The sequence below is a fragment of the Pseudomonas sp. DF5 genome (genome assembly GCF_058148225.1).
Genome location: NZ_JBYVYM010000036.1, coordinates 1 through 23061 on the forward strand (window position 1 = coordinate 1; position 23061 = coordinate 23061).

The window sequence follows — 23061 nt, forward strand, 5'->3', positions numbered from 1 at the left end:
GGGCCTTGCCTGACACGTATCAGCCATTGGAATGTCACCCTGGCAGCGCAACAAATCTCTGTGGGCGTCGTTTGATATGGATCAACAACGCTCTGCGACCGTGGCGTAAGTTCAAGATCACTCCCTCTAACGGGAACACAACATATCCTGGTCCGCAGCCATCCGACGCTGCCGATCCGCGTTATCACTGTGGAGATCGCCATGCACATCTACATCAAGTCCCTCCTGGCCGCACTGGTCATCAGCAGCCCATTGCTGACGCTGGCTGCCGAATACCCCGAAACAGCGCCCGCCGCTCCCACCGATGACGCAACCCAAGCCACGCCCATGCAAGACAAGGCCATGAGCGAACAGATGAAGAAAATGCAGGCGGCCCACGACAAAATGATCGCCGCCAAAACCCCGGCCGAACGCCGGGCAGCCATGCAGGAAGCCATGACTACGATGAGAACAAGTCTCGGCATGCTGCACGACAATTGCAGAGGTATGGGGATGGGCATGGGCATGTCCGGTGGCAAGGGCAGCTCGGATACAGCGATGATGGACATGATGATGAAAATGATGGATCAGCAATCCAGGATGATGAAGATGCCGATGGGCCAATAAGCATTGCGCCATAGCACCCGTCGCTAACGATTGGCATTGGCCGGACGACACCCCGCAACATTTTCGTCAAAAATGGAGCGAGTCACATGAACCACTCAAACCCCTCGACACCTCCAGCCCCCTCGTTCTGGCGCAGCAAACCCGGCATCGCGCTGGGCATGCTGCTGGTGATCGGACTGTTCTACCTGGCCCGCGAGCATTACGGCCATATCTACCCGCTTCTGCCCTATCTGATTCTGTTGCTGTGCCCGCTGATGCACCTGTTCGGGCATCACCACGGCGGCAGACACTGACCCATGCACCGCCATCTCGATCACCTCAAATCACCTGCTTTGGCGCAGCAGGCAGCGGAGCCGACGAGCGATAGAGAGTACACCTGCCCCATGCACCCGGAGATCCGCCAGCGCGGTCCGGGGACATGCCCCAAGTGCGGCATGCCCCTTGAGCCGGTGTTGCCCGAACTGGAGGAATCGGATAACCCTGAGCTCGCGGACTTTTCCCGGCGATTCTGGTGGACCCTTCCCCTGACCCTGGCGGTGACCGCGCTGGCGATGGGCAGCCATGGCTTGAGCCTGTTTCACGGCGCCACACAGAACCTGGTCGAACTGGTGCTCGCCACGCCCGTCGTGCTTTGGGCCGGCTGGCCGTTCTATGTGCGCGGCGCCCGTTCGGTCATCCAGCGCAGCCCCAACATGTGGACGCTGATCGGCCTCGGCACCGCGGCTGCCTTCCTCTATAGCCTTGCCGCCACCCTGACACCCGGCCTGTTTCCAGCCACCTTCATGATGGACGGCCGGGTTGGCGTGTACTACGAAGCAGCGGCGGTCATTATTTCCCTGACGCTGCTCGGACAGATGCTGGAACTCAAGGCGCGCTCGCAAACCTCGGCCGCGATCAAATCACTGCTCGGCCTGGCGCCCAAGACTGCGCGCCGGATCAACACCGACGGCAGCGAAACAGACATTGCACTGAGCCATGTGCACAGCGGCGACACCTTGCGCGTGCGCCCCGGCGAGAAGGTCCCAGTCGATGGTGTGGTGTTGCAGGGCGAAAGCGCGGTGGACGAGTCCATGCTCACAGGCGAGCCGGTCCCCGTGATGAAACGCCCTGGTGACGGGCTGATCGGCGCCACCCTCAATACCCACGGCAGCCTGGTGATGCAGGCGCAGAAGGTGGGCTCAGCCACCGTGCTTGCGCAAATTGTGCAGATGGTGGTCCAGGCACAACGCTCCAAAGCACCGATGCAACGCCTGGCGGACGTGATTGCTGGCTACTTCGTCATGGTGGTGATCACCATTGCCGTCCTGGCTTTTGTCGGCTGGGGGTTGTGGGGGCCGCAACCGAGTTGGGTGTTCGGCCTCATCAATGCAGTGGCGGTGCTGATCATCGCCTGCCCGTGTGCCCTCGGCCTGGCCACACCGATGTCGGTGATGGTCGCCACCGGCAAGGCGGCCAGCAGCGGCGTGCTCTTTCGGGATGCAGCGGCGATCGAAAACCTGCGCAAGATCGACACCCTGATCGTGGACAAGACCGGCACCCTCACCGAAGGCCGCCCGGCGTTTCACAGCGTCGAACCTGCGCCTGGCTACAGTGCTGACGAGGTGCTGCGCCTGGCCGCCAGCCTCGACCAGGGCAGTGAGCATCCGTTGGCCCATGCCATCGTCGAACGTGCACGCGCCAATGGCTTGGTGCTGAGCACAGCGCAGACGTTTGAGTCGGCGTCAGGGATCGGCGTGCGCGGCCAGGTCGACGGGCACCGTGTCCAACTGGGCAACACCGCCCTGATGGCAGAAGCCGGCATCGTCCTGGAAGCCTTGCAACCTCAAGCCGAGCAACTGCGCAGCGACGGAACCAGCATCATGTACCTGGCCGTGGATGGCGTGCTCGCGGGGTTGCTCGCCGTCGCCGATCCGATCAAACCCACCACCCGACTTGCTGTCGAGCGCCTGCAGGCCGATGGCGTGCGGGTGATCATGGCGACCGGAGACGGCCTCACCACTGCCCGTGCCGTCGCCCGCCAACTGGGTATCGAAGAAGTCCACGGCGAGGTCAAGCCACAGGACAAGGAACGCCTGGCCGCCGGAATGCAGGAACGCGGGCACCGAGTGGCAATGGCCGGCGACGGCATCAACGACGCCCCGGCCCTGGCCCGTGCCGACGTCGGTATCGCCATGGGCACTGGCACCGATGTCGCCATGAACAGCGCTCAAGTCACCCTGGTCAAGGGCGACCTGCTCGGCATTCTGCATGCCCGCAACCTGTCGGTGGCAACCGTGCGCAACATGCACCAGAACCTTGCCTTTGCCCTGGCCTACAACGCCATGGGCATCCCCCTCGCCGCCGGGTTGTTCTACCCGTTGACCGGGCATCTGCTGTCCCCGCTGATAGCGGCACTGGCCATGAGCGTGAGCTCTGCCTCAGTGGTGTTCAATGCCTTGCGCCTGCGCCGGGCCGTGATTGACTGAGCACATTGCTGACAGCCAGGAAGCGGTTTCACTACACTGGTCCAGCCTTGCCCCCCACTCCATCACAAAAGCCCGATAACCATGAAAACCATAAAAAGCACATTGCTGCTCAGTGGCCTGCTGGCGCTATCCTGCGGCGCTCAGGCAGAGCAAAGCCCTTCGCACCTGGACACCGTCCTGCAACAAGGCCAACTGCGCGTTTGCACCACAGGCGACTACAAACCCTATACCTTCAAAGGGGAAGACGGCGAATACTCGGGCATCGACATCGCCATGGCCCGCTCGCTGGCCGAGAGCCTGGGCGCGAAGGTCGAGTGGGTCCAGACCACCTGGAAAACCCTGATGCCCGACATGCTCGCGGGCAAATGCGACATCGGCGTCGGCGGCATCTCCGTCACCCTGGAACGCCAGAAAAAAGCCTTCTTCAGCACCACCCTGGATGTCGACGGCAAAATCCCGCTGGTGCGCTGCGAAGATCAGGCGAAATACCAGACCCTCGAACAAATCAACCAGCCTTCGGTTCGCCTGGTCGAACCGGCCGGCGGCACCAACGAAGCCTTCGTCCACGCCTTCCTGCCCAAGGCGCAATTGCAGCTGCACGACAACGTGACCATCTTCCAGCAACTGCTGGACAAGAAGGCTGACGTGATGATTACCGACGCCTCGGAAGCGCTGTATCAGCAGAAACTCAAACCGGGGTTGTGCGCGGTCAACCCGACGCAATACATGCAGTATGGGGAGAAGGCATATCTGCTGCCGCGAGATGACATCAGCTGGAAGATGTATGTCGATCAGTGGCTGCACCTGGCCAAGGTGACAGGGAATTACCAGAAAATTCTGGGTCAGTGGATCGCGGTGCCAGAGGCTAAATAGCCCGTTAGTCCATACATAGCAGCTGGCGCAGCCTGCGTTCGACCGTAGCAGCTGTCGAGCCTGCGAGGCTGCGTTCGGCTGCGCAGCAGTCGTAAAGTCAGAACATGCGGTTCATCAGGCAAATCACGCAACGGCGAAAACACCCAAGCCGTTGCGTCATTCCTTAGTCGTGCAGCAAGCCCGAGCTGTACTCATTAAAGCTGTTGCCGATGGCGCTCCCACCAAAGTTCACCTTGTTGGGGTTATGGCCGTCGAATTGTTGGCAGCCTTCTGAAAAGCAGGAACTGGTGCTCACACCCGAACAGGCGCTCAAGAGCAAAGCACCGGTGATCAGCATGGCTTTGAAGAGGTTCGAGAACATTTTTTTGTTTCCTGTGGGATTGAGGCGTGGCTACACCGAGTTTAGGTGGTCATCCTATGCCGCAAGAACACCGAACTTGATGAAACATTGCTGAGTGACAGCGTTGGTTCAGCATCCTTGTTTCTCTGAAGCGACCCACCTGTTTAGATAAGCGTTTAAAGACACTCACCGTTACCTCACCAAGGCTACAACGCCTTGCGTCGTTGCCTACGACTGCGCCAGAATCCGCCGGCTGTGCGCCTGGCGCTCCCGCCGGTAACTTGATTCCCGTCACTGCTCATCAGTGATCGGGTCTGCAAGCCCGCCGGAATACCAGTCGCATAGCCCTACCGTAGGACACTCGTTTGTGTCCGCTCAATGGCGGCTTTGTGCGGGAGACCTTCGGGTCTGCCGGGTTCCTGGTTTCCCGGTCTTGCAGACCCGCGCATAGCTGCCACCCATCATCTGCAAGTGATGCTGGTAGCTCCTAATGAATAATCAGGAGTTTCACCATGTTCAAGGCCACACCCAACCCGCCGGTCACAGACCCGACATCCCCTTACGAATCACTCGACTCAAAAAAACTCCACGAAGCCGTCGAACGCGCCCTCGACCACTACCTCAAACCGGCTGCTCAAATCATGGCCACGGCCAACGAGCCCGAGCGCATGTTCCTAGCCAACCCGAAGTACAACACCGAATCCCTGCTGGCCAACGCCTGCGAGTCATTGGGCTCGGCCACGGTTATGCTCAATGATTTTGCTGCGCTGCTGGAGGGGACACACCGCAAAACCCTGCTGGGTATTGCGCAGGTGGTCATGTTGGGGGAGCTGGCGGTGAATCAGGCGTTGGATAAGGTCGAGCCGTCTGAGTAATTAATGTTGTACATCGGCGCGGGGAGCGTGAGCTCCTCGCGCCTCAGCCACCTTTCAAAGCAACTCTGATACAGTCGCCCCCGGTAAATTCGTTGACAGGAAGTCAAACATGGCAAAGCCCGCCGCACGTATCACCGACCCCACCAGTTGTCCCATGCCTGGGCACGGCCCAAAAGCCATCGCCTCTGGCTCTCCCAACGTGTTCTTCGACGGTCTTGCAGCCGCGACCAAAGGCGATGCCTGCACCTGTGGCAGCGCTCTAGTCTCGAGCGTAGCAGCAACGGTCTTCATCAATGGCAAGAACGCTGCACTGGTCGGCACTGTCGGCGCCCATGGCGACGTCGTGATTGGTGGGTCAGGCACTGTGATCATCGGTGATTCGCATACACCAGCACCGTTCATGCCCCCACTTCCGCTTTTACTGCAAAAAACCTACGGACACAGCTTCAGCATCGTCGATAGCGAAACCGGTCAACCTTTAGCCGGAAGAAGTTTCACTGCCACCGTTAACGGTGAAAAGATCATTGGCATTACCGATAGCGCAGGAATCGCGCACGTCAAAACCCCCATCAAAGATGCCACTATTTCTGTGAGCATTTACTTTATCTCTCCTGCTCGGACGCTTAGCGAACTCACGGATTGATCAAACATGGCTGAACAATTTACGACTGAAGCAAAAGCAACCGAAGTCAAACCCAAAGAACCAGCGGCGCCCACTACCATCAACGTCAACGATAGAGCTGCTACCAGAGAAGCGATCCTCAGACTCGTCCGCAAAAATGGTGAGTTTATAGAACGATCATCTTGGGGAGCGCATAAAGCAAAAGGCGAAATGGTCGATGACTGGGACTACTCGATGATCGCACTTCACCATGCCGGTAGAAGTGTCGGCTGTGGTGCCGGCGCAGGACAGATGCGTGCGATTCAGAGCGAGCACCAGGCCAAGTTCGATGACATCGGTTATCACTACGGCATCGATTGTATGGGTAAAGTATTCGAAGGACGCGACATCCGGTTCAAAGGCTCAAGCGTACATAATTACAACACGGGCGTAATTGGCATCGTTTTGCTAGAAAATTTGACAACCGCCGATGAAGGTGGCGATGTGGTTGCCCTTGCCCGTCAGGCTCTTGAAGCCATCAACGGCAATATGGACCAGAAAATCCCAGCCATACAAATCGACACCCTACTGAACTTAATTCAAGCCCTGACCAGCGTTTTCAGGGTGACGACTTTGGGTGGACACCGGGAATTTCCCATGCAAGCCGGGGAAGGAAAGATTTGTCCCGGCAACATTGGGATGGAGCTGGTGAGAAACCTTCGAATTAAAACCAAACTGTTACGACCACCCGCATCATGAAATTTCTACTTATCATTGTTCCGACCATACTCGTCGCCTTCCTCTACATCGGCTTTTACGAAAGGATGGAAGACGCCTACCCGGAAAAAGTATTTTTCATCAAGAAATACCCGACATTCCAGATTAAGTTTGAAAATATTTTCGCGTACGAATCAGATGACAAAAAATTGAGTGAGCTAAGTGACACGGAGCGACAGTTGGTCATCCAGTACTGTAAATATCGGTTAGGTGTGACTACGACATTGAAAAACCAAAACGAGCTTGAGGAATGCAAAAAAAGGTAAGATAAACCATCTTTTGGATGGTAAAAATTGGACAGATCTATTTCATACGCAAAATAAATCCGCCCCTGAGGGACGGATTTATTTACTCGTACTAAGACGCTCAACCCCTCCCCTTTCTGCTTTTCTCCGGAATTGATTTTCCACCTAGCGGTTGTCGATTTTGGCGCTGCTTTTCCTTCCTTTTTCGCTGGAGGACATCCGGCAGATCAATAGTGCATATAACATACACTTGATATTTCAATTTTTTCCAAGGGCGGCAAATTTACTGCCGCGAGGGCTTTGCGCTCACCTATACTAAAAAGATTAAATAGTGCTAATGAGCACGCTTAATAAGATATTGAAATTATTGAAATTTAAATATGTAGATACCCTTGCGAACTACTGGTATCGCGATGAGGATTTGACATGAACGTTTTGTTGAAAGAGCTTCTGACCTATCATCACGAAGTGTCTATGAAAATTACTCAGATCAAAGAGTTGCTGAGGAAAATCAGACATGAACCCGATGGAACTGATGACTGCAAGCTGTTGTTCACGATGCTGGAAGCCTTGCATGGTGATGCAGAGCGACACCACCATGAAAATGAAGAACTTATTCGGCTGGCCTTGCTAGAGACTGAGGCGCCGATCCACCAACGGGTCAAGGATATCGAGCGAGATCATCAGGCATTTGGGCGCATTGCTGGACAGTTGAAGATGCTGAAGGATACAACTCACGAAACGAGAGTAATTGCTGACACTATCGATGACTTCATCAAAAAATATTACGATCATATGGACGCTGAGGAAAATATTTTCTTTCCGGCGGCAGATAAGTGGCTGTCAGACGACCAGTGGCAGGAAATCAAGCATCAATGGCATTAATTGGAGCTCGCCGCATACGTTAAAAAATTAGCTACTACTTAGTACTGACCTCGCTAAGTAATGACGCGAACACCACGTATTAACTTACAGGGTGTCCGTATATCGATGGCTCTTTGTTGCAAGTCGCTCAATCCCTCCCGCTCAACTACCTCCGCTAGACTCACCTGAGCCCCGCAAGCCCAATCCTGATAAACTCCCCACCTCCCAGCCTCACCCATTCCAGAAACGCCAATGCCCCCAATCACTGCCACACCCGCTCCGCTCTCTCGCCGCTTCTCCGTCGCCCCGATGATGGATTGGGTCTAGCAATCCCCCAACGCCCCAGCCAGACTGGCTAACCCGCCGCAACCTCTTCGCTTTGTAGCAATTTCCAAGCAAGCTGTAATAACTGCCTGACATTGGCTCTGCCGGTACTATGCTTGTATTTTTCTTGAAGGGAGTCGACGCCATGCCTAGTGATTATTCACTGTCGGATGTACTGGAAAGGCTGTACGAAAACCAGCAGGCTCTGCAGGCGGCCCTTATGGAGCTGACCCTGCTGGTTGAGGAGCAAGGGGCGCAGGAAGTGGGCGGAAATGTCCGTGGCGCACTGTGGACCATGGGTGAAAACGCCGGCCATATCAAACAAGGCCTGGCTCGATTGAAGAAATTGGACATCGGTTAATCGATTACACGCCAAAGCCCTGCCGACATTCCTGTCGAGGTGAATTCGGTGAACCAGCCCGGTTCACCTCAAGGGCAGCTATCGGCTGTGGATTCAAGACGCAACAGATTAGCTAAATCGTTCAGCGGGCGTTTCGTAGGTTAGTGTTTTCCGAGGACGGCTGTTTAGCTGCCTTGCCACTTCGTTGAGCATGGCTTGCGAGTGTTCCGCAAGATCAGTCCTTCGAGAAATACTGTCTCAACAACCCATACGGTGCGACCCTTGGTTCGTAATTGCCATGCTCTGCCGTAATGTAGTTTTTACAAGATCTATTTGAAAAATATCATTTCATTCAGGACTATCTCGGAATTCGTAATCCGCCACGATAGGGTTTGCAGCAAAAAGCTTTTATCAATTAACTCATATTCTTTTACCCTCTCTCCATTGTCAAATACAATTACATCTCCTGCTTCGCGAGCTAAGGCTATGAATAGTTGTTGTCCAACATAATCTTTTATCTCGCCAAATTTGCTGATTTGCCCTTGAACTGGAGATCGATTTACAATCCACGCAGCACTATTACTATCAATTGCTTTTGCTATGCCGCCAAATAGGCTGATTTGGCTCCAGATACGATTGCTCATCGACTTGGTTATTTCTTGGATCGCTAATGAAGTGTCAATTTGTATCTGTGCTGAACAATTGCATTTCACCATTGCATATGTAAGTACTAGCTCGCCAGATATTAAATTTTTGTCGCGCCACCTTTGAGATATTTCTGATATAAGGCTGGCATGCTGTGGATCAAGAGAAAATATTGTTGCATTAAAGGAAATCTTAGGAAATGGAATCGAGTGAATCAATGTGATAGTTATGTTGTGCTGGTAACTTGTTTCGACAGTAACCGACAGGTTTTCTGAGATATCCTGCGCGACTAACGGTGCGAATAGTTTGCCTGGAAAGTCTCCTTGTAACTTTGCAAGTTCTGCCGCGCTAATTTGCAGATCGATTTCTCCTTGCAAAATTGTGGCTTTACCTCCAATGGTTCGTGAGTTAAGTGTGCCCCACGTGGCGATCGGCCCAAAGTGAAGTAAGCTTGGATCGTCTAGGTCTGCGAATAATGTCGTAGTCGTAGAAGTTATCGGCCAATTTATGACTGGTCTCGGCATTTTAATTCTCCAAGTCAGTATTTAATGTTTAATGCTTTTACCTGTGGACGGATCGATATAATCGTGAAAATCGGACTGATTATCCATATCATAAGTCAAAGCGACACCGTCATATCCGCTGAAATATTTTTTGTCAATATTCCCCACGTACACTGCTATTCCAAGGTCTTTAACTTCGTAATCCCGCTCATTACCCGACAAAATAGAAATTTTATCTTCTTCTATTTTAGAGTAGTTAAGGCTATAGCAGAACACTGAGCCAGTAGGGTGATCTGGCATCGGATTTTCTTGTAGCGATGGCACGAACAAACGTGTTGCGACTTTTTCGGCGAATGTGTAAATTTTTTCTCTCTGCGAAGGCGTACCGCCAGTCATATCGATATGTAGTACATCGGACTGTATAAGTTTTTGTGTTTCGTAAGAAATATTAGAACTTACGAACCAATGCTTAACGCTTGCTTGAGTTCGAAAATGCTCTTGAACCCTACGCCAGTTTGCGGTTATTGACCAAGAAAAATCGGTTTTCTTCGTACGAACTGAGAAGTTAATCACTCCAGACCAACCGGCTCCTGTATTTTGGAAATACTGAGACATATCTGGTTCCATTGACTCATCGATGGTGAAGGAGCAGGCCAAGTCTGTATACAGATTCACTCCTTTAGATTGGCACTTGATACTTCGATAAATCCCTTCTGTAAGCGTAAATAATGAGGGCTGTTGAGCGTCAGGTGATATGACTGCAAGCTTTACTCCTGGGCCATAATTGGCATTCAGTGCATTTAATACCTGAGTAAAATCCGCCGTTGGTGTAACTGCCGTTACTCCAAAGTTGTAAACTGCAAAGCCGTCATTAGGGTCATTTTTGTTCTTGGCGAATAATCTTGCACCAAAGTTCAAATCACCATTTTGGCGCTTCGAAATCTCAGCGAACTTTGGGGCGTAATAAAATAGCTTTGCATCATCTGAGTCCCTGTACACGGTTATGAAATTTGTGGCAGCCACAGAGTCATATATCATTATAGTCATCGCAATTCACCTACGCTTGATTATTTTGTAAGGCTTGTAATGTCAATATTTCTTATATTGACCTGGGTGGAAATGGGCTTTTGAGTGATGTACGAGTCGGTTACTGAGCGGATCGGGTATGTTAGCTCGAAAGCTATACCACTATTCATTGATAGCATTGACTTAATCGACTTTATTGTATCCATCCCACTTACTTGGAACACTACTAAGACTTCAAATGGGGATTGGGCCGGCCTATTGCCATATACTAGCGATGTAGTTATGGACGCCGGATCGAGAGCTTCCGTTAAAGGTCGAATAGCTGCTTGGGTGATAGGATAGTATTTAATTTCTGATTGGGCATACCCTTCACTGGCAAGCGCCCTTTCCGCCTCTTTAAAAACATCAGATGTAGCGCTGGCCACTCCAATCAATATCATATGTTTTCCATCTGCACGTTCTAACGATAGTGCCTCGGCTACATTCCCGCTCAATGGTACGACTCCAAAAAATGCCGGGACTACATAATAAACCTTTAAGTTCGCGTCCTTATATATGGACATCTCAGACGATGAATATACTGGCGTATTCAAGACCACCGGAGGCGGTTCGAGTGATGCGGTGTACAATTGATTTCTTACAGTATATGGGGTGTAATGGGAGCAAGCGGCTAACACAAACCCAACAGACATTATTACCGCCAACCTTACAGCCAGAAAAGCACTTGACACATATTCTTCTTTAGAAGACTGACTGACAAATGATAACAGTCGCATACAATTATCCCTATTATGGATTTACCTTACTTCCATTAGGTATTTGTCTATGGCATGTACGCCAAAAATCTACTGGTGCATTTGATGGCAGATTGCTTTTACTTGGTATAGCACCATTTAAATCTAGCGCAAGCCCGAAAAGAAAAAAAATACACACATAACGTGATCACTACTTTTAAGTGGACATGGGTTGAAGGTCGATTGTTTGTTCGTTATCCATAATAGCTATAGGGTCCAGACGATAATTGAATTACCCCTGGTTTCGTAGATAGTGAATAGCTGTTTTTGGCCGAAAGTAGCCCGATCACAACTTCACCAACTGACCATACGCCAATTGTGCTGGGGTATGTGGCGGCTTTGGCGCTAGAGGCCCGTACTTTCTGGCTGTAACGCCCGTTTCTGCCTGCTTGCATAAAGGGCATTGAATGGCATGGATTGGCGTACGGTTTGCCCCATTTTTGCCCCATTCACCACTGATATCCCAGTCCTAACCACCATGATGGCAATCACGAGCATTATCGCGATGCGCTGCACTCCCGAATTTCGATCTCAAGGTATTGAGTTTTTCTGATGCTTCCCACCTACTAGCAGATTGACATAGGGGAAATGGAATGCACGAAGCACTGATAGCTATTGCGGACCAGCTAGACAAAGTGATCGCAAGTCTGAAGTCACAGGTCCCGAACGATGAGCCGTTCGGGACCGCACACGGCAACTATTCCTTCCCTGGGCTTACCAGGGCGGAGCTCGTTGAGGAGGCGCAATCGATTATCGATATGATTGACGAAAACGAGGTCGAGGTGCTCGGAAGCTCCGAAGCTCGGATCAAAGACTATGAGCGGCGCCTAGTTCATCTGCAGCAGCTGACTATTCCGCAAATGTGGGGCAATGCAGGCTCTGCCGTTCCAGCGTACATGTTCACGCTTGCGGGGCTGCGCAAGACCCTTGAGTCAGCCTTGAAAACCGATGACCGCGCGGAGGCGCTGGCAGCACTTCGTAAACTGAATACTCAGCTACGAGGGATGCAAGCACGAGTCAACGGATTGGAGCCGCGCACGGCATCCCTTACCTCAATGGTTGAGCGGATCGAACAGGCCTACAACGCAGCTGACCAGCTCCCGGCAGATTTGGAGTTACTGTCAGAGGCACAACAAAAGATCAATGATCTGTTTCAAGACGCCACAAAAGACCAAGGTCGCATCCAGGCGCTTCGAGACCAAGCAGACCAGTTCGATAGTCAGCTGAACAAGAGTGCAAACGACGCAGAAGCCGTACTACAACGCTGCGAAACAGCCTACTCAGCAGCGACTAGCGTTGGCCTGGCCGCCGCATTCAGTGAGCGCTCTACTGCTCTGTCCAAGTCAATGTGGTTCTGGGTTGCTGGACTTGCTGGTGCACTTGTCGCTGGAAGCTACTTCGGTTCCAACCAGCTTCATACGCTTTCAGAACTTTTCAAAGTTCCAAACTTATCGACATCGGTAGTCGCCTTGAATTTGTTTTTGTCGCTACTGTCGGTTGGCGCGCCTGTCTGGTTCTCGTGGCTGGCTACGAAGCAGATAGGACAAAGGTTCAGGCTAGCCGAAGACTATGCCTTCAAGGCATCAATTTCACGCGCGTATGAGGGGTTTCGTCGGGAGGCCGCTAGGTTTGACAAAGATATGGAAGCGAAACTGCTTACATCTGCGCTCACGCGTCTTGATGAGCTTCCCCTCCGTCTTGTGGAAACTGATACCCACGGTAGCCCTTGGCATGAGCTTGCTTCGTCGGACATAGTGAAGCAAGCAATTAAAGCCGTTCCTGGCTTTACTGAGCAAGTGAAGGAGCTCGCGGGCAAAGCTGTTGGCGCCATCACTCTCTCAAAGGTGAAACCTGCACCTGCACAGACAGTGGCGGGCGAGTAATCGCGCCGGCCTGCTTACGCTGCGCTTACATGCTGCGTGGATGCCTTGGGTAGCTTAGGCATCGCCGCTTGAGGGCTTGCTCCCGCTTCATACCTCAAAGGACACAATCGGCTTTCCGAGCGATTGATGTCCGCTATTAGGTCGAAAACGGTTCGGGGCGCGGCCTAGGGAGTGAAGTGTGGATAGGGATTCGAACCCTTCCTGCATTCGCGCATACCGGTATAGGCCAGTAAAACCGGGAAACCAAACGAGTCTTGGAAGCCTTTAGCGGCCTACTGCGGCCCGTGTGCTGCCCTAAATTTGCCCTAGGCAGGTGAATCGCCGCGCCCTCAACAGTGCACCGCTTGGCATATGGGGCAAAATGCAATTACTCTCGATGATCGATCCTCAACGAAGCGGAGCTAGCCCCTTTCCGGGCTAGAAAATATGGACATATCAAATCTAGAGAAATACCGGAAGGATTTAGATGCACTTCTGAGCGAGGCCTCAACGCTCGCGATGTGTTTGACGTACGAGGCTACCCCTGACCGATTCCGGAAAGCAGTCCTTAAATCGTCCAACGGTGACGAGGAGAAAGCCGAGAAATTCCTGAAAGGCCTACCGTCATTCAAAAAGGCCTATCATCACTGGTACTCTGAAGCCGTCACACTGGTTAAACAGCTCCTACCCGACCGCCTCAATGACTTCGTCCGGTTATACGAGCGCCCCAAGACGCGAAAAACTCTGGACGCTGAAACCTATCGCATTGAAGACGCTTGTCAGGGCCTTCAGACCAGCAGGCTCGGCGATGTGCTAGCAAGCATGCAAACAGCCATTCCGCTACTGGATCAACAGATCGCCATTGTAGAGGCAATCAAGCGCCGATTCGAAAGCTCACTTTTCGACATTAAGCAGCTTGTACAAGCCGACCTTTACGATTCCGAGCTCGACACCTCGCGTGGACTACTGAAATCCGGCTTCGCTCGCGCCGCTGGTGCGATTGCAGGAGTGGTACTGGAAGGCCATCTGAAGGAAGTTCGAGACAAGCACGATCTACCCAAAAAGCTGACCACGATCACCCCTATCATTGAAGCCCTGAGAGCAGCCAACATCATCGAACTGTCCCAGCACCGCCAGATCCAGTTCCTAGGGGATATTCGCAACAAATGCGGTCATAAGAGTTCCAGTGATCCCACATCCGAAGAGGTAACGGACCTCATTGATGGTGTAGACAAGGTCATCAAGACGATTTTTTGAGATGTATTTCAGAAGGTCTCAACGATTTCCCCCCCTCCTCTTTTTACTTAAGCAGATCAAACGCCAATTATGTAGGAGTACATGGCAGCTTGGCGCTAAAGGCCCGTGTTTGCGGGCCGCAACATCTATTCTTGCCTGCTTGCAGAAATGCATACCGGGCATTGAATTGCATGATTAACCGTTGTAAAAGTGGCCTTTCCACCAACCAATGATGAATTTTCTCAACCTTAGCACTGGAATATTGACAAGTTCGAGTAATCTCTCGCGCCCACCTGGTATCGTGACCAGCCGTTCTAATAATAGTGAAGTTGCATTCATCGCTTTTGCAGACGGAAACGCATCTCCATGCTTTTTAAGCAACATACTTTCTAGTGCGAGATCGTAATTTGGGTTGTAGTCCAGCAGCCAGCGGGCCAAAATAAATTGAAGTATTAGTTGATAATGGCTTTCAAGCTCAGCATTAGGCCCACCTATAAATTCGCACAGCATCGACAACCGGGAGAGATTGGCGGTCGCATCACTCTGATAAGTATGCTCCAGCAAGACAGCTCCAACTGACACAAAACTATGTTTACGCTCAGCCAAGCCAAGGATAGAACGAGCATATTGCTCCCCTCCAATGATTCCTCGCTGCACCAACACATTTATTACTGTCTGAAGCCATGAGCTATCAGAAACCGTGTATACATTCGCTCCAAACTCTCGCGAGAAAGAATCCTCGGATATGAACAGGGCTCCCCGCTCTTTCGCGATGAAGTACGGTGCAATTCCTCCGGCGTTCAACTCAATCAGCTTTTCGGTCAGCTCATCTGAGGCTCGGGGAAAGTCGAATACAACGACTTCGCAGGCATCTTCCAGCGCTTCGATAATGCGCAGAATATTGTCATGACTTGAGTTTTCAACATATGGAAACTCTGCGCGGTCAACCGCCATCATTTGCAACGTCTGTATCGTGCTATGAGATACAATAACGTGACCGAAGTATGCCTTAAGGGAGTCCAGCAAGCCTAGTTCAACTACAACCCTCGCAGCATAGCTGTCTAGTATTGCCGGCCTACCTTGGTAACTCTCCACCAACTGCATCGAATTCAATCTTTCATCCTTTGTACCCACGCAGGTACTGATCACTCCCCCCTTTGCTCGGACCAGATCGTAAAGATCGAAGATGTTCTTTTTACTTAGGCCTGAAGCAACTTCAAAAGGCATATGCTTCTCGAAAATCTCTCCTAATAGCGTCTCATCCCGATCCATCTGACTCTGCATAAAATTAAGAAGCGGTTGAAGATCATCTTTGTCAACCTTTAAAGCCCACAACCCTCCCGCATCTGGAAATTGACTTTCATAGTTGTTACAAATTTGATGAAATGCATGCAGGTAGTGATGCTTGACCTCATCCAACCTCCACACTACAGTACCCTGCAATTTTTCCTGCGTGAATTCGTATCCAATTCCGTACCCCCAGACTCGCCTAGTGTACAAATCAACCTTTTCAGGAGAAAGCGCTAAGAGATCTTCGGTATTAGCCTCGACCTTTCTTTCGATTACTTCCCCATCGGAAGATACTAGCCGGTAGTGGCAATCGTTGCTGACAACCGTTGTGCTGTCTAAAATTTCAGCTTTCTCCGCGGTAAGGAATATACTGAAATAGCCTAGCGCAACCGCTGCCGAATTGGGGTTGTCAATTACTAACTTATAGCCTTCCGCAAGAGCTTTAACCCCATCGCCGATCGAAGCTCGAATCCTCGCAACGTGAATGCGTTGCTCGGGGGTACCTTCTAATGACTCAGGATCATAGTTATCGAATAGTTTAATTAAAGCAACATTATCATTGCTTAACTTAGCAATATCGCATAATACGATGAAGGCGAACAGATCGCCCCCTCCATTTTCCAAGTACTTTTCAACCAAGGGTACAGCTCGCGAAAAATCATTTCGCTTAAAGTAAAAACAACCGGCTAACAGTTCGAATCCTTCAGGATTGGGAACTACGTATTTTTCAAAAAAATCGACCGCCTCGGCTCTTATCGGATACTCGTTCAGAAAACCGAGGGCAAGCATGTGCTTCAGCTCATAATTTTCATGAGCCGCCGGATGAAACTCGAGCCTCACTACAATTTCTCGCCATAACATCAAAAAGCGGACAAGCTTCATATAGTGAAGAAATTCGATTACCTCGGAGCGCTCGCTGACTCGGTCGTGTCCATAGGCATGAGCCATTCTGGCGATAGAGTTGAGTTTGCTTGTAGCAGCGAACTCAAACAATAACAACCGACCTCGGCTATCCAATTCAGAGCTGGCCAGCAACTGTTCTAGTTGTTCTTTTCCACGCGCTTGTCCTGCGAACGCGCGAGCTATGTACACGACCACTTTAGCGTGGATGGCAAACTGATCGTCGAACTTTGCAAAGCTATAGTCTTGAAACTTGCTGAGCCCTTCCCAGTCTTTCCTTGCTACCATATTCAGAAATTTGAGCTTTTTCGCGCTTGTTGGGTTAGCGACTTTCTGCACAGCCTGATCAAACAGTTCTACTTCATTTATATCAATCAAGCTTCGCGCGGTTGCTTCAATAACATCCTGATCGCCTGACAGATGTGCAAGCACATAGGCACACTCTCGTACAAGTGCATCCACATCGTTAGTTAGTTTATACAGAATCAAGAGATTCTGAATATTTAGAATATCTCCGTTATGAGCAACACCATCACTTGACTTAAACGCCTGCCATTCCAGGCCAATATATTCAGCAGCTAGCTTTAGCTCATCAACTTCTTCATTGGTGAACGTGAAACCGTTTGCACTTTGGCGGTGATCTACATAATGATGAAGGATTCCGATGGCTATAAGGTTTTTTGCCTGTGCGTCATCCGGGTATTCTTCAAGGAATTTTTTCGCCATCATCCGCCACCCCTCAACGCGCTGAGAAGCCAAGAGGTGTATGTGCGCTATTCGAACGGTTCGATTGAGCTGAACCCGCTCAGAGAATTTGTCAAATGGATCGTAGAACCCGCCCTCACTTTGATATTTTATTCGAATCGCCTGCAATAGAAATCCGGCTAATAACTCGTTATTGGGGTCCTCCAGAATTTTCTGATTTCCGAACGTCAACGCTTTGTCGCAATCATCTTGCAACACATATGCTAAGACTTTATTGGCTATGGCCCTTCGGTCTTCTGGAGCATAGGTACAAGCTTCAAGGAGCAGACCTGGCGCACACGCCACGTTACCCAATTGATAATGGCAGAGTGCAATGTTAGCTTTGATACGAAAAATCAGAACATCACTAAGCTTATTTTCTTGATTATCCAAGAGCTTTTCAAATAAATCCAGAGCGACTTTAACTGCGCCAGAATTCATCTTATCTCTATATTCATTCACCTGCCTATCAAACTCAGTATGTAGGTCCCCATCCACACCTTGAGTTATTACTGCATACTGCGCTGCACTGGTTTTAGAGACTGCCTCAACGATAGTATCCAGATCATTTATCGTGACTGGGCCACTATTAGGACCATTAATCGCAACACTTGTGTTTTTCGCTACAACACTTGTTGCGACTACTTTCCCTGTCAAGCGCTTGAGAAAATCCCTAATAATCACTATTATTTCTCTTTATTATGATTAATTGTGATACCACCAGTATTCTTTCCATTAACCGCAGCCGAGCCGTTATTCGCTTTGACATTTACGTTTCGCTTTCTAACGAATTTGAAACTAAACACGAAAACGACGCATACCAGCAGCACCGCTCCCAGGATAAGCTCAGGATTTTCAGCTAGAGAAAAACTCATATTTCATGCACCTCAAGGCTACGTTTAAATTCTAATCGTATCTGAGAGAACAGCTATCTGCCATGCTGGCTTGGTACCTGGCTGTGGTGTTGACTCCTAAGTGATTCTCTAGCGGGCTTCCCCCTCTGCGTATTGGGGCCGGACGTACTCATCTAGTGAAACGCAACCTTAGGGGCACCGGGTAGAGGCTAAGTCGGATCGGCACCAATACCCGTAACGAATCGAACGAAAGCCCCCCCGCTCCGCCAGCCGCTGGACTAGGCTAATTAAGCTTAAATAACGAAAAGCCCTAGCCATGAACCAGGCCGAACAAACATGCCAGCAGCTGCAGGCGCGCATTGACGAACTGAAGGCGCAGTATCATACGCTGCAGACCAACTACGACGATGAGGTCCTGTTGTGCGTGAGCCTATTGCGCATCTTGATTGATGATGACTATGGCTACTGTGAATCACTGGTGAAGCGAGCTGACTGCTCTGCCGATCGCAAGGCTGACACGTTGCGGTTTATCGCCGACGTTCGTGATGGCTGTTATTGAGCGATTCATACCCGCGACAAAGTCCCATGCCTCTAGCCGCGTACCAAGCGACACCCTGATCCAACACATCGCAACACGAGCACCGCTAAAACAGCGCGCCCAGTGCTGCCGGCTCCCAGTTCATGATCACCAGCTCGCCGCTCACCTCGGCCCTCCCCTGACGTTGGTTGGTGTTGCTGTAGCGGATGTCCAGCGTTTCGAAATGAAACCCCTGGAACACCCGCCGGATGTCCGGGTGGTCATTGATGCTGACCATTACCTTGCCTTTACAACGGCGCATGAAGTCGGCCATGCGCTCGTAGTTCTCGAACGGAAAGTCCACACCATAGCCCGCGGTCTGCCAGTAAGGCGGGTCCATGTAATGGAAGGTGTGGGCGCGATCGTAGCGCTCAGCGCATTCGAGCCAGGGCAGGTTTTCGACGTAGGTGCCGGACAGCCGTTGCCAGGCGGCCGAGAGGTTTTCCTCGATCCGCAACAGGTTGATGGCCGGCCCGGTCGTGGCGGTACCGAACGTCTGCCCGGTGACCTTGCCGGCGAAGGCATGGTGCTGCAGGTAGAAGAACCGGGCGGCGCGCTGGATGTCGGTGAGGGTTTCCGGGCGGGTCATCTTCTGCCACTCGAACACCTGGCGCGAGCTGAGCGCCCATTTGAACTGGCGCACGAATTCTTCCAGGTGGTTCTGCACAACGCGGTACAGCGTCACCAGGTCGCCGTTGATGTCGTTGAGGACTTCAACCGGCGCGGCTTGAGGCCGCATGAAGTACAGCGCGGCACCGCCGGCAAAGACTTCGACGTAGCATTCGTGCGGTGGGAAGAGCGGAATGAGGCGGTCGGCCAGGCGGCGTTTGCCGCCCATCCAAGGGATGATGGGTGTAGACATAGAGAGCAAGACCTTTACTGTATGGATAAACAGGTGCTAGGCTCGCCGCGCTTCGTGCACGGAGTAAGAGCCTTGGCTGGACTTGCAGGGACCATCTGCAGGGACGGCGACCGGGTTGGATGTTGACGCATCCACTCCGGTCGCTCTTTTTCACTTCGGTGCTGAGACTCCTTTGGCATAGGCCTGACAGGCCGCCAACGCGATCAATCCTCGATCGCCGGCATCGGTGATGCCGATAATTCGTTGAGCATGCGCCGGGTCAAGTTGGGCTCTTGTGGCGCCATGAACCATGCCGCCGGTTGCGGAGGCGGCTGACACTGTGCGGCTACTGGCGGCATCAGTGGCATCGAGTAGGACTGACAGGCGCAGATCAGCAGTGGCAAGGCGGTCGCGCAGGCGACCTTGATCACGTTGGGCATCGCTCAGGGCTCGGTAATGGGTTTGTTCACTGGCTGAAAGCCGCTGCTCCAGGGCCAGGCGTTTGTCCTGCTCGGCTTGTTGCTGAGATGCAGCGGCCAGAGTCAGTTGATTGAGACTTTCCGCCTGCAGGCGGGCTTGTTGCTCAAGCTGTCGGCCGTAACGCCAGTCCTGAACCTGCCAGCTCGCCATGGCGGAACCGCCGGCCAAAGCAGCCAGCAGCACGCCGATAGCCAGCTGCCGACACGGCGCCGGGATCAGGTCGACGAGACGCATAGCACCGCCCTCGCCCGCTCCCACATTTGCAGCCGATCCGCCAGGCCATTGAGGCCGCCGTTAATCTTGCGGGTGAGCGCCTCAAACTTATCCCGATCCGCCAGGGCGTTCAGCTCGCGCACCCACCAGAACCAGGCGGCCGACTCGGCAGCCCATTGCGGTAGCTCGAGCAACTCCGGGGTGCGCAGCAATCGCTCGTCACCGAACAATGCCAAGCTGCAGCGCAGGTAGTTGTTGCGGCCGGTCACCTGGATCAGGCCACGACCGCGATAGCGCTGGCCGTCACCATCCGGCTCTGGCGTATTGCCCAGCTTCGCCGCCAGATTGCCGGTGTCGTACTTGCTCAGGTACTGGTCGCCGCCCAACTCACGGACGTACTGCAGTTGGCCAGACTCGTGACCGACTTGGGCCAGGAATGCGGCCTGCCGCTTCGGTGTGTTGATTTGCCGGTGGGCCATGGCGGTGTTTAGGGCGGATACAAAAACGCCCGCTTGGCGGCGGGCGTTCGGCATGATGAGTTGCAGCTGTTTCTCGGTTAAGGACATACAAACTCCAGGCATAAAAAAACCGCACTCGGCGGCTATGGATTCGTTTTGGCGTTACTTCAGGGACACGACTTTGACCGGCTTCGCCTCCTTCTTCTTTTTCCTGCCCTTGGCCTTGGCCCTGCCGTTCTTGCAACCGTTGCATTCGACGGTGGTCGACCAACCGGCTTGGGTGTAGACCTGCTCGACCGAATCAATCAGGTATTCGCCATCGAGCCCGACCTTGAAACCCTGGGCACTGATGGACCGCTCGGCAAACAGGTCCGTGCGGCCGGGCATTTCAAAGCGAACATCCGCGCTCGAACGGTTGAATGCCGCCAAGCGCGCCTTGGCCGCCGATTCCGCGGCGGTCTTGTTCGGGTGAATATGCCGATCGGTATGCACCGCCGGCAGGCCGTCCGGCACGTCGTCATTGTCCAGGGAGACGACCGCGAGCTTTCCGGTCTTCTTGTCTTGGTGCTTGGTGGCCACCGCCTTATGCGCACTGCGATCGCCAAAGCGAAACTGCCAGCGACTGACCTCACTGCGGGTCAGAGTGACCACCCCGAACGCCCTGCCGCTGGCCGTCTGGCCACCTTGGCGGGGCATCACCAACAGCTTCCCGTCGCCCACCTTGGCGGTACAGTCGTATTGCTTGGCCAGTCGGGTGATGAAGTTAAAGTCGGATTCGCTGAGCTGGTCCGCCCGGGCGACCTTCGTCGTGACCGGGCACACCGGCTGCCAGCCGTTACGCGTGGCGACATCGCTGACGATCTTGGACAGCGGCACGTTCTCCCAGCTACCGCTGCGGATGGTCTTGCCGCTGCCGCGCATGTCGCTGGCCTTGCCCTTGATCACGATCACATCCGGCGGACCGGATACCGAGACCTCGTCCACCACATAGCGCCCCAAGCGCGCCAGGCTCGTCTCGGCATAGCCCAGGTAGATCTCGATACCGATGCCCTTACGGGGTAGCGTCACCAGCCCGTCGCGATCGTCAATACGCAATTCGAACTCATCCGACTCCATGCCGGGCTTGTCCGTGGTGCTGAGCTGCAACAGCCGATCGTTAATCAGGCTCGTGACATCGGTACCATCCGCCACGATACGAAAGATGGGCGTCATGAATTTTTTCCAAAAAAATACCCGCACAAGGCGGGCAAGAAAGTAAGGAATTTGAAGTGATGAACGACACGAGTGTAGACCATCAATCCCATAGCGTTACCTGCTCCGTAGCAGGGGCCAGCAGATCCGGCAGCGTGATAACTACCCCGGCGCGATAGGGTTGAGGCTCGTCAGCCAAACCCTGATTGGCATCGAGTACCGCCTCGACACTGCCGACCAGATGGCCGTAGTAGTTGTGACAGATGGTGTCCAACAGATCCCCGTCAGACGTTCTGCATGTCGTCGCCATAGCGCACAAACTCCAGTGTGAACCCTTGTTTGCGCGGGATGCCGCCCTGCATCAGCGCGCTCTGTTCTTCCTCAATGCTCTTGAGGCACCAGCTCCCCAGTACGTCGCCATAGCCCGTCACCAGGCTCAACGGTTCAAGCCTGGCGCCGATCGCGCGTAAGGTGTCGAGCTGCTTCAGGCCGCCCTTGAACCCCGGAAAGATCGCACCTTTGAGCGTGATTTTCTCGTCGCCCATGCCCACGGCTTGCTGCGCCGGGCGGCGCGACAGACGCTCCTGCGAGGCCCAGCGGAATTCGGTCGAGCGGCGCAACTCGTCAAAGGCCGCCGTGTCGAGGTTGAAAAAATACGGCGGCGCCTTGGGGTCTTGGGGCTGGATGATCAGCAAGTGCGGGAACGGCTTCACCGCTTCCGATGCCGGCGTCGAGTCCGTGGCAAAGGCCCCGGTGGGCACGATGTTGGCCAGCGCCGGGCTGGCCTTGCCGGCGATCTTATTGATCGCTGTCGCCGCCTTGCCCACCTGTTCCTTCAGTACCCCCATGCGCTCGTCAATTTGCGACAGCGCCCGGGTGGCCGTGTTGTACGTGGCCACCACCTGCCCGACCTTGGCCTGCGCCGCATTCACCCCGCGCATGACGCGCTGAAGCTTGGCCCCCATCGCGGGACCGACAAAGGGCAGCCCTTCCAGCTCGGACGCCGCGCCGGTGATTTCCCCGATCGCGCCGTTCACCGGGCCCAGCATGCCGTCGAGGCTGCGCCGGCCCGTTTCCCCGGCCGAGGCCAGGTACTTCAGCCCCGACTGTAATTGACCCAATGCTTCCATGAGTCCT

24 protein-coding genes and 1 pseudogene are annotated in these 23061 nt (G+C 53.1%); 13 read left to right on the plus strand and 12 right to left on the minus strand.

Annotated features, from left to right (window positions below; all coding sequences use genetic code 11):
• Nucleotides 1-201 precede the first annotated feature (201 nt).
• From AC30D7_RS26025 to AC30D7_RS26040, 4 genes are all read left to right on the plus strand, one after another.
• Complete coding sequence (locus AC30D7_RS26025) at nucleotides 202-606, plus strand: hypothetical protein (RefSeq protein ID WP_490135981.1); 405 nt, start codon at nucleotides 202-204, stop codon at nucleotides 604-606.
• Nucleotides 607-692: 86 nt separating this feature from the next.
• Nucleotides 693-899: a DUF2933 domain-containing protein gene (locus tag AC30D7_RS26030; protein ID WP_477814024.1), complete on the plus strand. Its 207-nt coding sequence runs from the start codon at nucleotides 693-695 to the stop codon at nucleotides 897-899.
• Between the two features lie 90 nt (nucleotides 900-989).
• Nucleotides 990-3071, plus strand: a complete 2082-nt coding sequence (locus AC30D7_RS26035; RefSeq protein ID WP_490136032.1) for a copper-transporting P-type ATPase — start codon at nucleotides 990-992, stop codon at nucleotides 3069-3071.
• Nucleotides 3072-3152: 81 nt separating this feature from the next.
• Nucleotides 3153-3944 (plus strand): transporter substrate-binding domain-containing protein, encoded by a 792-nt coding sequence (locus tag AC30D7_RS26040; RefSeq protein ID WP_490135982.1) that lies wholly within the window; start codon nucleotides 3153-3155, stop codon nucleotides 3942-3944.
• Between the two features lie 163 nt (nucleotides 3945-4107).
• Here the strand turns inward: AC30D7_RS26040 and AC30D7_RS26045 are convergent, their stop codons facing one another.
• Entirely contained in the window at nucleotides 4108-4305 is a 198-nt protein-coding gene (locus AC30D7_RS26045; RefSeq protein WP_490135983.1) for a hypothetical protein, read from the minus strand.
• 491 nt (nucleotides 4306-4796) lie between these two features.
• Here AC30D7_RS26045 and AC30D7_RS26050 point away from each other — a divergent pair, with 491 nt between their 5' ends.
• From AC30D7_RS26050 to AC30D7_RS26075, 6 genes are all read left to right on the plus strand, one after another.
• On the plus strand, nucleotides 4797-5159 hold the full coding sequence (locus AC30D7_RS26050; protein ID WP_490135984.1) for a DUF6124 family protein: 363 nt from the start codon (nucleotides 4797-4799) through the stop codon (nucleotides 5157-5159).
• Nucleotides 5160-5268: 109 nt separating this feature from the next.
• Entirely contained in the window at nucleotides 5269-5802 is a 534-nt protein-coding gene (locus AC30D7_RS26055; RefSeq protein ID WP_490135985.1) for a PAAR domain-containing protein, read from the plus strand.
• 6 nt (nucleotides 5803-5808) lie between these two features.
• Nucleotides 5809-6519 (plus strand): peptidoglycan recognition protein family protein, encoded by a 711-nt coding sequence (locus AC30D7_RS26060; protein ID WP_490135986.1) that lies wholly within the window; start codon nucleotides 5809-5811, stop codon nucleotides 6517-6519.
• Nucleotides 6516-6803 (plus strand): hypothetical protein, encoded by a 288-nt coding sequence (locus AC30D7_RS26065; RefSeq protein WP_018928133.1) that lies wholly within the window; start codon nucleotides 6516-6518, stop codon nucleotides 6801-6803. The genes AC30D7_RS26060 and AC30D7_RS26065 overlap by 4 nt, the downstream gene beginning before the upstream one ends.
• A gap of 405 nt (nucleotides 6804-7208) precedes the next feature.
• Nucleotides 7209-7667 (plus strand): hemerythrin domain-containing protein, encoded by a 459-nt coding sequence (locus AC30D7_RS26070; protein ID WP_138867190.1) that lies wholly within the window; start codon nucleotides 7209-7211, stop codon nucleotides 7665-7667.
• 448 nt (nucleotides 7668-8115) lie between these two features.
• Nucleotides 8116-8331 (plus strand): hypothetical protein, encoded by a 216-nt coding sequence (locus AC30D7_RS26075; protein ID WP_490135987.1) that lies wholly within the window; start codon nucleotides 8116-8118, stop codon nucleotides 8329-8331.
• A gap of 108 nt (nucleotides 8332-8439) precedes the next feature.
• Here AC30D7_RS26075 and AC30D7_RS26080 read toward each other — a convergent pair.
• The 4 genes and pseudogenes from AC30D7_RS26080 to AC30D7_RS26095 all read right to left on the minus strand — a co-directional run.
• Nucleotides 8440-8578: pseudogene (locus AC30D7_RS26080) on the minus strand (IS30 family transposase); the annotation flags it as partial.
• A 61-nt stretch (nucleotides 8579-8639) separates the two neighbouring features.
• Nucleotides 8640-9479, minus strand: coding sequence for a hypothetical protein (locus tag AC30D7_RS26085; protein ID WP_490135988.1), 840 nt, complete (start codon nucleotides 9477-9479; stop codon nucleotides 8640-8642).
• A 21-nt stretch (nucleotides 9480-9500) separates the two neighbouring features.
• Nucleotides 9501-10505: a hypothetical protein gene (locus AC30D7_RS26090; RefSeq protein ID WP_490135989.1), complete on the minus strand. Its 1005-nt coding sequence runs from the start codon at nucleotides 10503-10505 to the stop codon at nucleotides 9501-9503.
• A 20-nt stretch (nucleotides 10506-10525) separates the two neighbouring features.
• Nucleotides 10526-11260: a hypothetical protein gene (locus AC30D7_RS26095; protein WP_490135990.1), complete on the minus strand. Its 735-nt coding sequence runs from the start codon at nucleotides 11258-11260 to the stop codon at nucleotides 10526-10528.
• A gap of 611 nt (nucleotides 11261-11871) precedes the next feature.
• On the opposite strand from AC30D7_RS26095, the gene AC30D7_RS26100 reads away from it, so the two are divergent.
• Nucleotides 11872-13161, plus strand: coding sequence for a hypothetical protein (locus tag AC30D7_RS26100; RefSeq protein WP_490135991.1), 1290 nt, complete (start codon nucleotides 11872-11874; stop codon nucleotides 13159-13161).
• 426 nt (nucleotides 13162-13587) lie between these two features.
• Nucleotides 13588-14397, plus strand: coding sequence for a hypothetical protein (locus AC30D7_RS26105; RefSeq protein WP_490135992.1), 810 nt, complete (start codon nucleotides 13588-13590; stop codon nucleotides 14395-14397).
• A 174-nt stretch (nucleotides 14398-14571) separates the two neighbouring features.
• Here the strand turns inward: AC30D7_RS26105 and AC30D7_RS26110 are convergent, their stop codons facing one another.
• A complete protein-coding gene (locus AC30D7_RS26110) occupies nucleotides 14572-17994 on the minus strand; it encodes a PIN domain-containing protein (protein WP_490135993.1) in 3423 nt (1140 codons plus the stop codon).
• Between the two features lie 486 nt (nucleotides 17995-18480).
• Here AC30D7_RS26110 and AC30D7_RS26115 point away from each other — a divergent pair, with 486 nt between their 5' ends.
• Nucleotides 18481-18723, plus strand: a complete 243-nt coding sequence (locus AC30D7_RS26115) for a hypothetical protein (RefSeq protein WP_490135994.1) — start codon at nucleotides 18481-18483, stop codon at nucleotides 18721-18723.
• A gap of 85 nt (nucleotides 18724-18808) precedes the next feature.
• Here AC30D7_RS26115 and AC30D7_RS26120 read toward each other — a convergent pair whose 3' ends face one another.
• From AC30D7_RS26120 to AC30D7_RS26145, 6 genes are all read right to left on the minus strand, one after another.
• Nucleotides 18809-19603 carry a DNA adenine methylase gene (locus tag AC30D7_RS26120; protein ID WP_490135995.1) on the minus strand — a complete coding sequence of 265 codons (795 nt, stop codon included), beginning with the start codon at nucleotides 19601-19603 and terminating at the stop codon, nucleotides 18809-18811.
• Between the two features lie 150 nt (nucleotides 19604-19753).
• On the minus strand, nucleotides 19754-20296 hold the full coding sequence (locus AC30D7_RS26125; protein ID WP_490135996.1) for a lysis protein: 543 nt from the start codon (nucleotides 20294-20296) through the stop codon (nucleotides 19754-19756).
• The gene (locus tag AC30D7_RS26130; RefSeq protein WP_490135997.1) at nucleotides 20278-20841 is read right to left on the minus strand and encodes a glycoside hydrolase family 19 protein; all 564 of its coding nucleotides are present in this window, start codon (nucleotides 20839-20841) and stop codon (nucleotides 20278-20280) included. Before AC30D7_RS26130 ends, AC30D7_RS26125 begins: the two co-directional genes overlap by 19 nt.
• Before the next feature lie 54 nt (nucleotides 20842-20895).
• Nucleotides 20896-21945, minus strand: coding sequence for a phage late control D family protein (locus tag AC30D7_RS26135; RefSeq protein ID WP_490135998.1), 1050 nt, complete (start codon nucleotides 21943-21945; stop codon nucleotides 20896-20898).
• Between the two features lie 82 nt (nucleotides 21946-22027).
• Complete coding sequence (locus AC30D7_RS26140; protein WP_123720933.1) at nucleotides 22028-22234, minus strand: tail protein X; 207 nt, start codon at nucleotides 22232-22234, stop codon at nucleotides 22028-22030.
• Nucleotides 22209-23054, minus strand: a complete 846-nt coding sequence (locus tag AC30D7_RS26145) for a phage tail protein (RefSeq protein ID WP_490135999.1) — start codon at nucleotides 23052-23054, stop codon at nucleotides 22209-22211. The genes AC30D7_RS26140 and AC30D7_RS26145 overlap by 26 nt, the downstream gene beginning before the upstream one ends.
• Between the last annotated feature and the right edge of the window lie 7 nt (nucleotides 23055-23061).

Excerpts from the sequence above, each read along its gene's own strand:
- AC30D7_RS26125 (WP_490135996.1), bottom strand. The coding sequence starts at position 20,296 with ATGCGTCTCGTCGACCTGATCCCGGCGCCGTGTCGGCAGCTGGCTATC.
- AC30D7_RS26025 (WP_490135981.1), top strand. The coding sequence starts at position 202 with ATGCACATCTACATCAAGTCCCTCCTGGCCGCACTGGTCATCAGCAGC.
- AC30D7_RS26115 (WP_490135994.1), top strand. The coding sequence starts at position 18,481 with ATGAACCAGGCCGAACAAACATGCCAGCAGCTGCAGGCGCGCATTGAC.
- AC30D7_RS26055 (WP_490135985.1), top strand. The coding sequence starts at position 5,269 with ATGGCAAAGCCCGCCGCACGTATCACCGACCCCACCAGTTGTCCCATG.
- AC30D7_RS26030 (WP_477814024.1), top strand. The coding sequence starts at position 693 with ATGAACCACTCAAACCCCTCGACACCTCCAGCCCCCTCGTTCTGGCGC.
- AC30D7_RS26035 (WP_490136032.1), top strand. The coding sequence starts at position 990 with ATGCACCCGGAGATCCGCCAGCGCGGTCCGGGGACATGCCCCAAGTGC.
- AC30D7_RS26100 (WP_490135991.1), top strand. The coding sequence starts at position 11,872 with ATGCACGAAGCACTGATAGCTATTGCGGACCAGCTAGACAAAGTGATC.
- AC30D7_RS26120 (WP_490135995.1), bottom strand. The coding sequence starts at position 19,603 with ATGTCTACACCCATCATCCCTTGGATGGGCGGCAAACGCCGCCTGGCC.
- AC30D7_RS26135 (WP_490135998.1), bottom strand. The coding sequence starts at position 21,945 with ATGACGCCCATCTTTCGTATCGTGGCGGATGGTACCGATGTCACGAGC.
- AC30D7_RS26140 (WP_123720933.1), bottom strand. The coding sequence starts at position 22,234 with ATGGCGACGACATGCAGAACGTCTGACGGGGATCTGTTGGACACCATC.
- AC30D7_RS26145 (WP_490135999.1), bottom strand. The coding sequence starts at position 23,054 with ATGGAAGCATTGGGTCAATTACAGTCGGGGCTGAAGTACCTGGCCTCG.
- AC30D7_RS26095 (WP_490135990.1), bottom strand. The coding sequence starts at position 11,260 with ATGCGACTGTTATCATTTGTCAGTCAGTCTTCTAAAGAAGAATATGTG.
- AC30D7_RS26040 (WP_490135982.1), top strand. The coding sequence starts at position 3,153 with ATGAAAACCATAAAAAGCACATTGCTGCTCAGTGGCCTGCTGGCGCTA.
- AC30D7_RS26130 (WP_490135997.1), bottom strand. The coding sequence starts at position 20,841 with ATGTCCTTAACCGAGAAACAGCTGCAACTCATCATGCCGAACGCCCGC.
- AC30D7_RS26070 (WP_138867190.1), top strand. The coding sequence starts at position 7,209 with ATGAACGTTTTGTTGAAAGAGCTTCTGACCTATCATCACGAAGTGTCT.
- AC30D7_RS26075 (WP_490135987.1), top strand. The coding sequence starts at position 8,116 with ATGCCTAGTGATTATTCACTGTCGGATGTACTGGAAAGGCTGTACGAA.
- AC30D7_RS26060 (WP_490135986.1), top strand. The coding sequence starts at position 5,809 with ATGGCTGAACAATTTACGACTGAAGCAAAAGCAACCGAAGTCAAACCC.
- AC30D7_RS26045 (WP_490135983.1), bottom strand. The coding sequence starts at position 4,305 with ATGTTCTCGAACCTCTTCAAAGCCATGCTGATCACCGGTGCTTTGCTC.
- AC30D7_RS26090 (WP_490135989.1), bottom strand. The coding sequence starts at position 10,505 with ATGACTATAATGATATATGACTCTGTGGCTGCCACAAATTTCATAACC.
- AC30D7_RS26085 (WP_490135988.1), bottom strand. The coding sequence starts at position 9,479 with ATGCCGAGACCAGTCATAAATTGGCCGATAACTTCTACGACTACGACA.
- AC30D7_RS26065 (WP_018928133.1), top strand. The coding sequence starts at position 6,516 with ATGAAATTTCTACTTATCATTGTTCCGACCATACTCGTCGCCTTCCTC.
- AC30D7_RS26050 (WP_490135984.1), top strand. The coding sequence starts at position 4,797 with ATGTTCAAGGCCACACCCAACCCGCCGGTCACAGACCCGACATCCCCT.
- AC30D7_RS26105 (WP_490135992.1), top strand. The coding sequence starts at position 13,588 with ATGGACATATCAAATCTAGAGAAATACCGGAAGGATTTAGATGCACTT.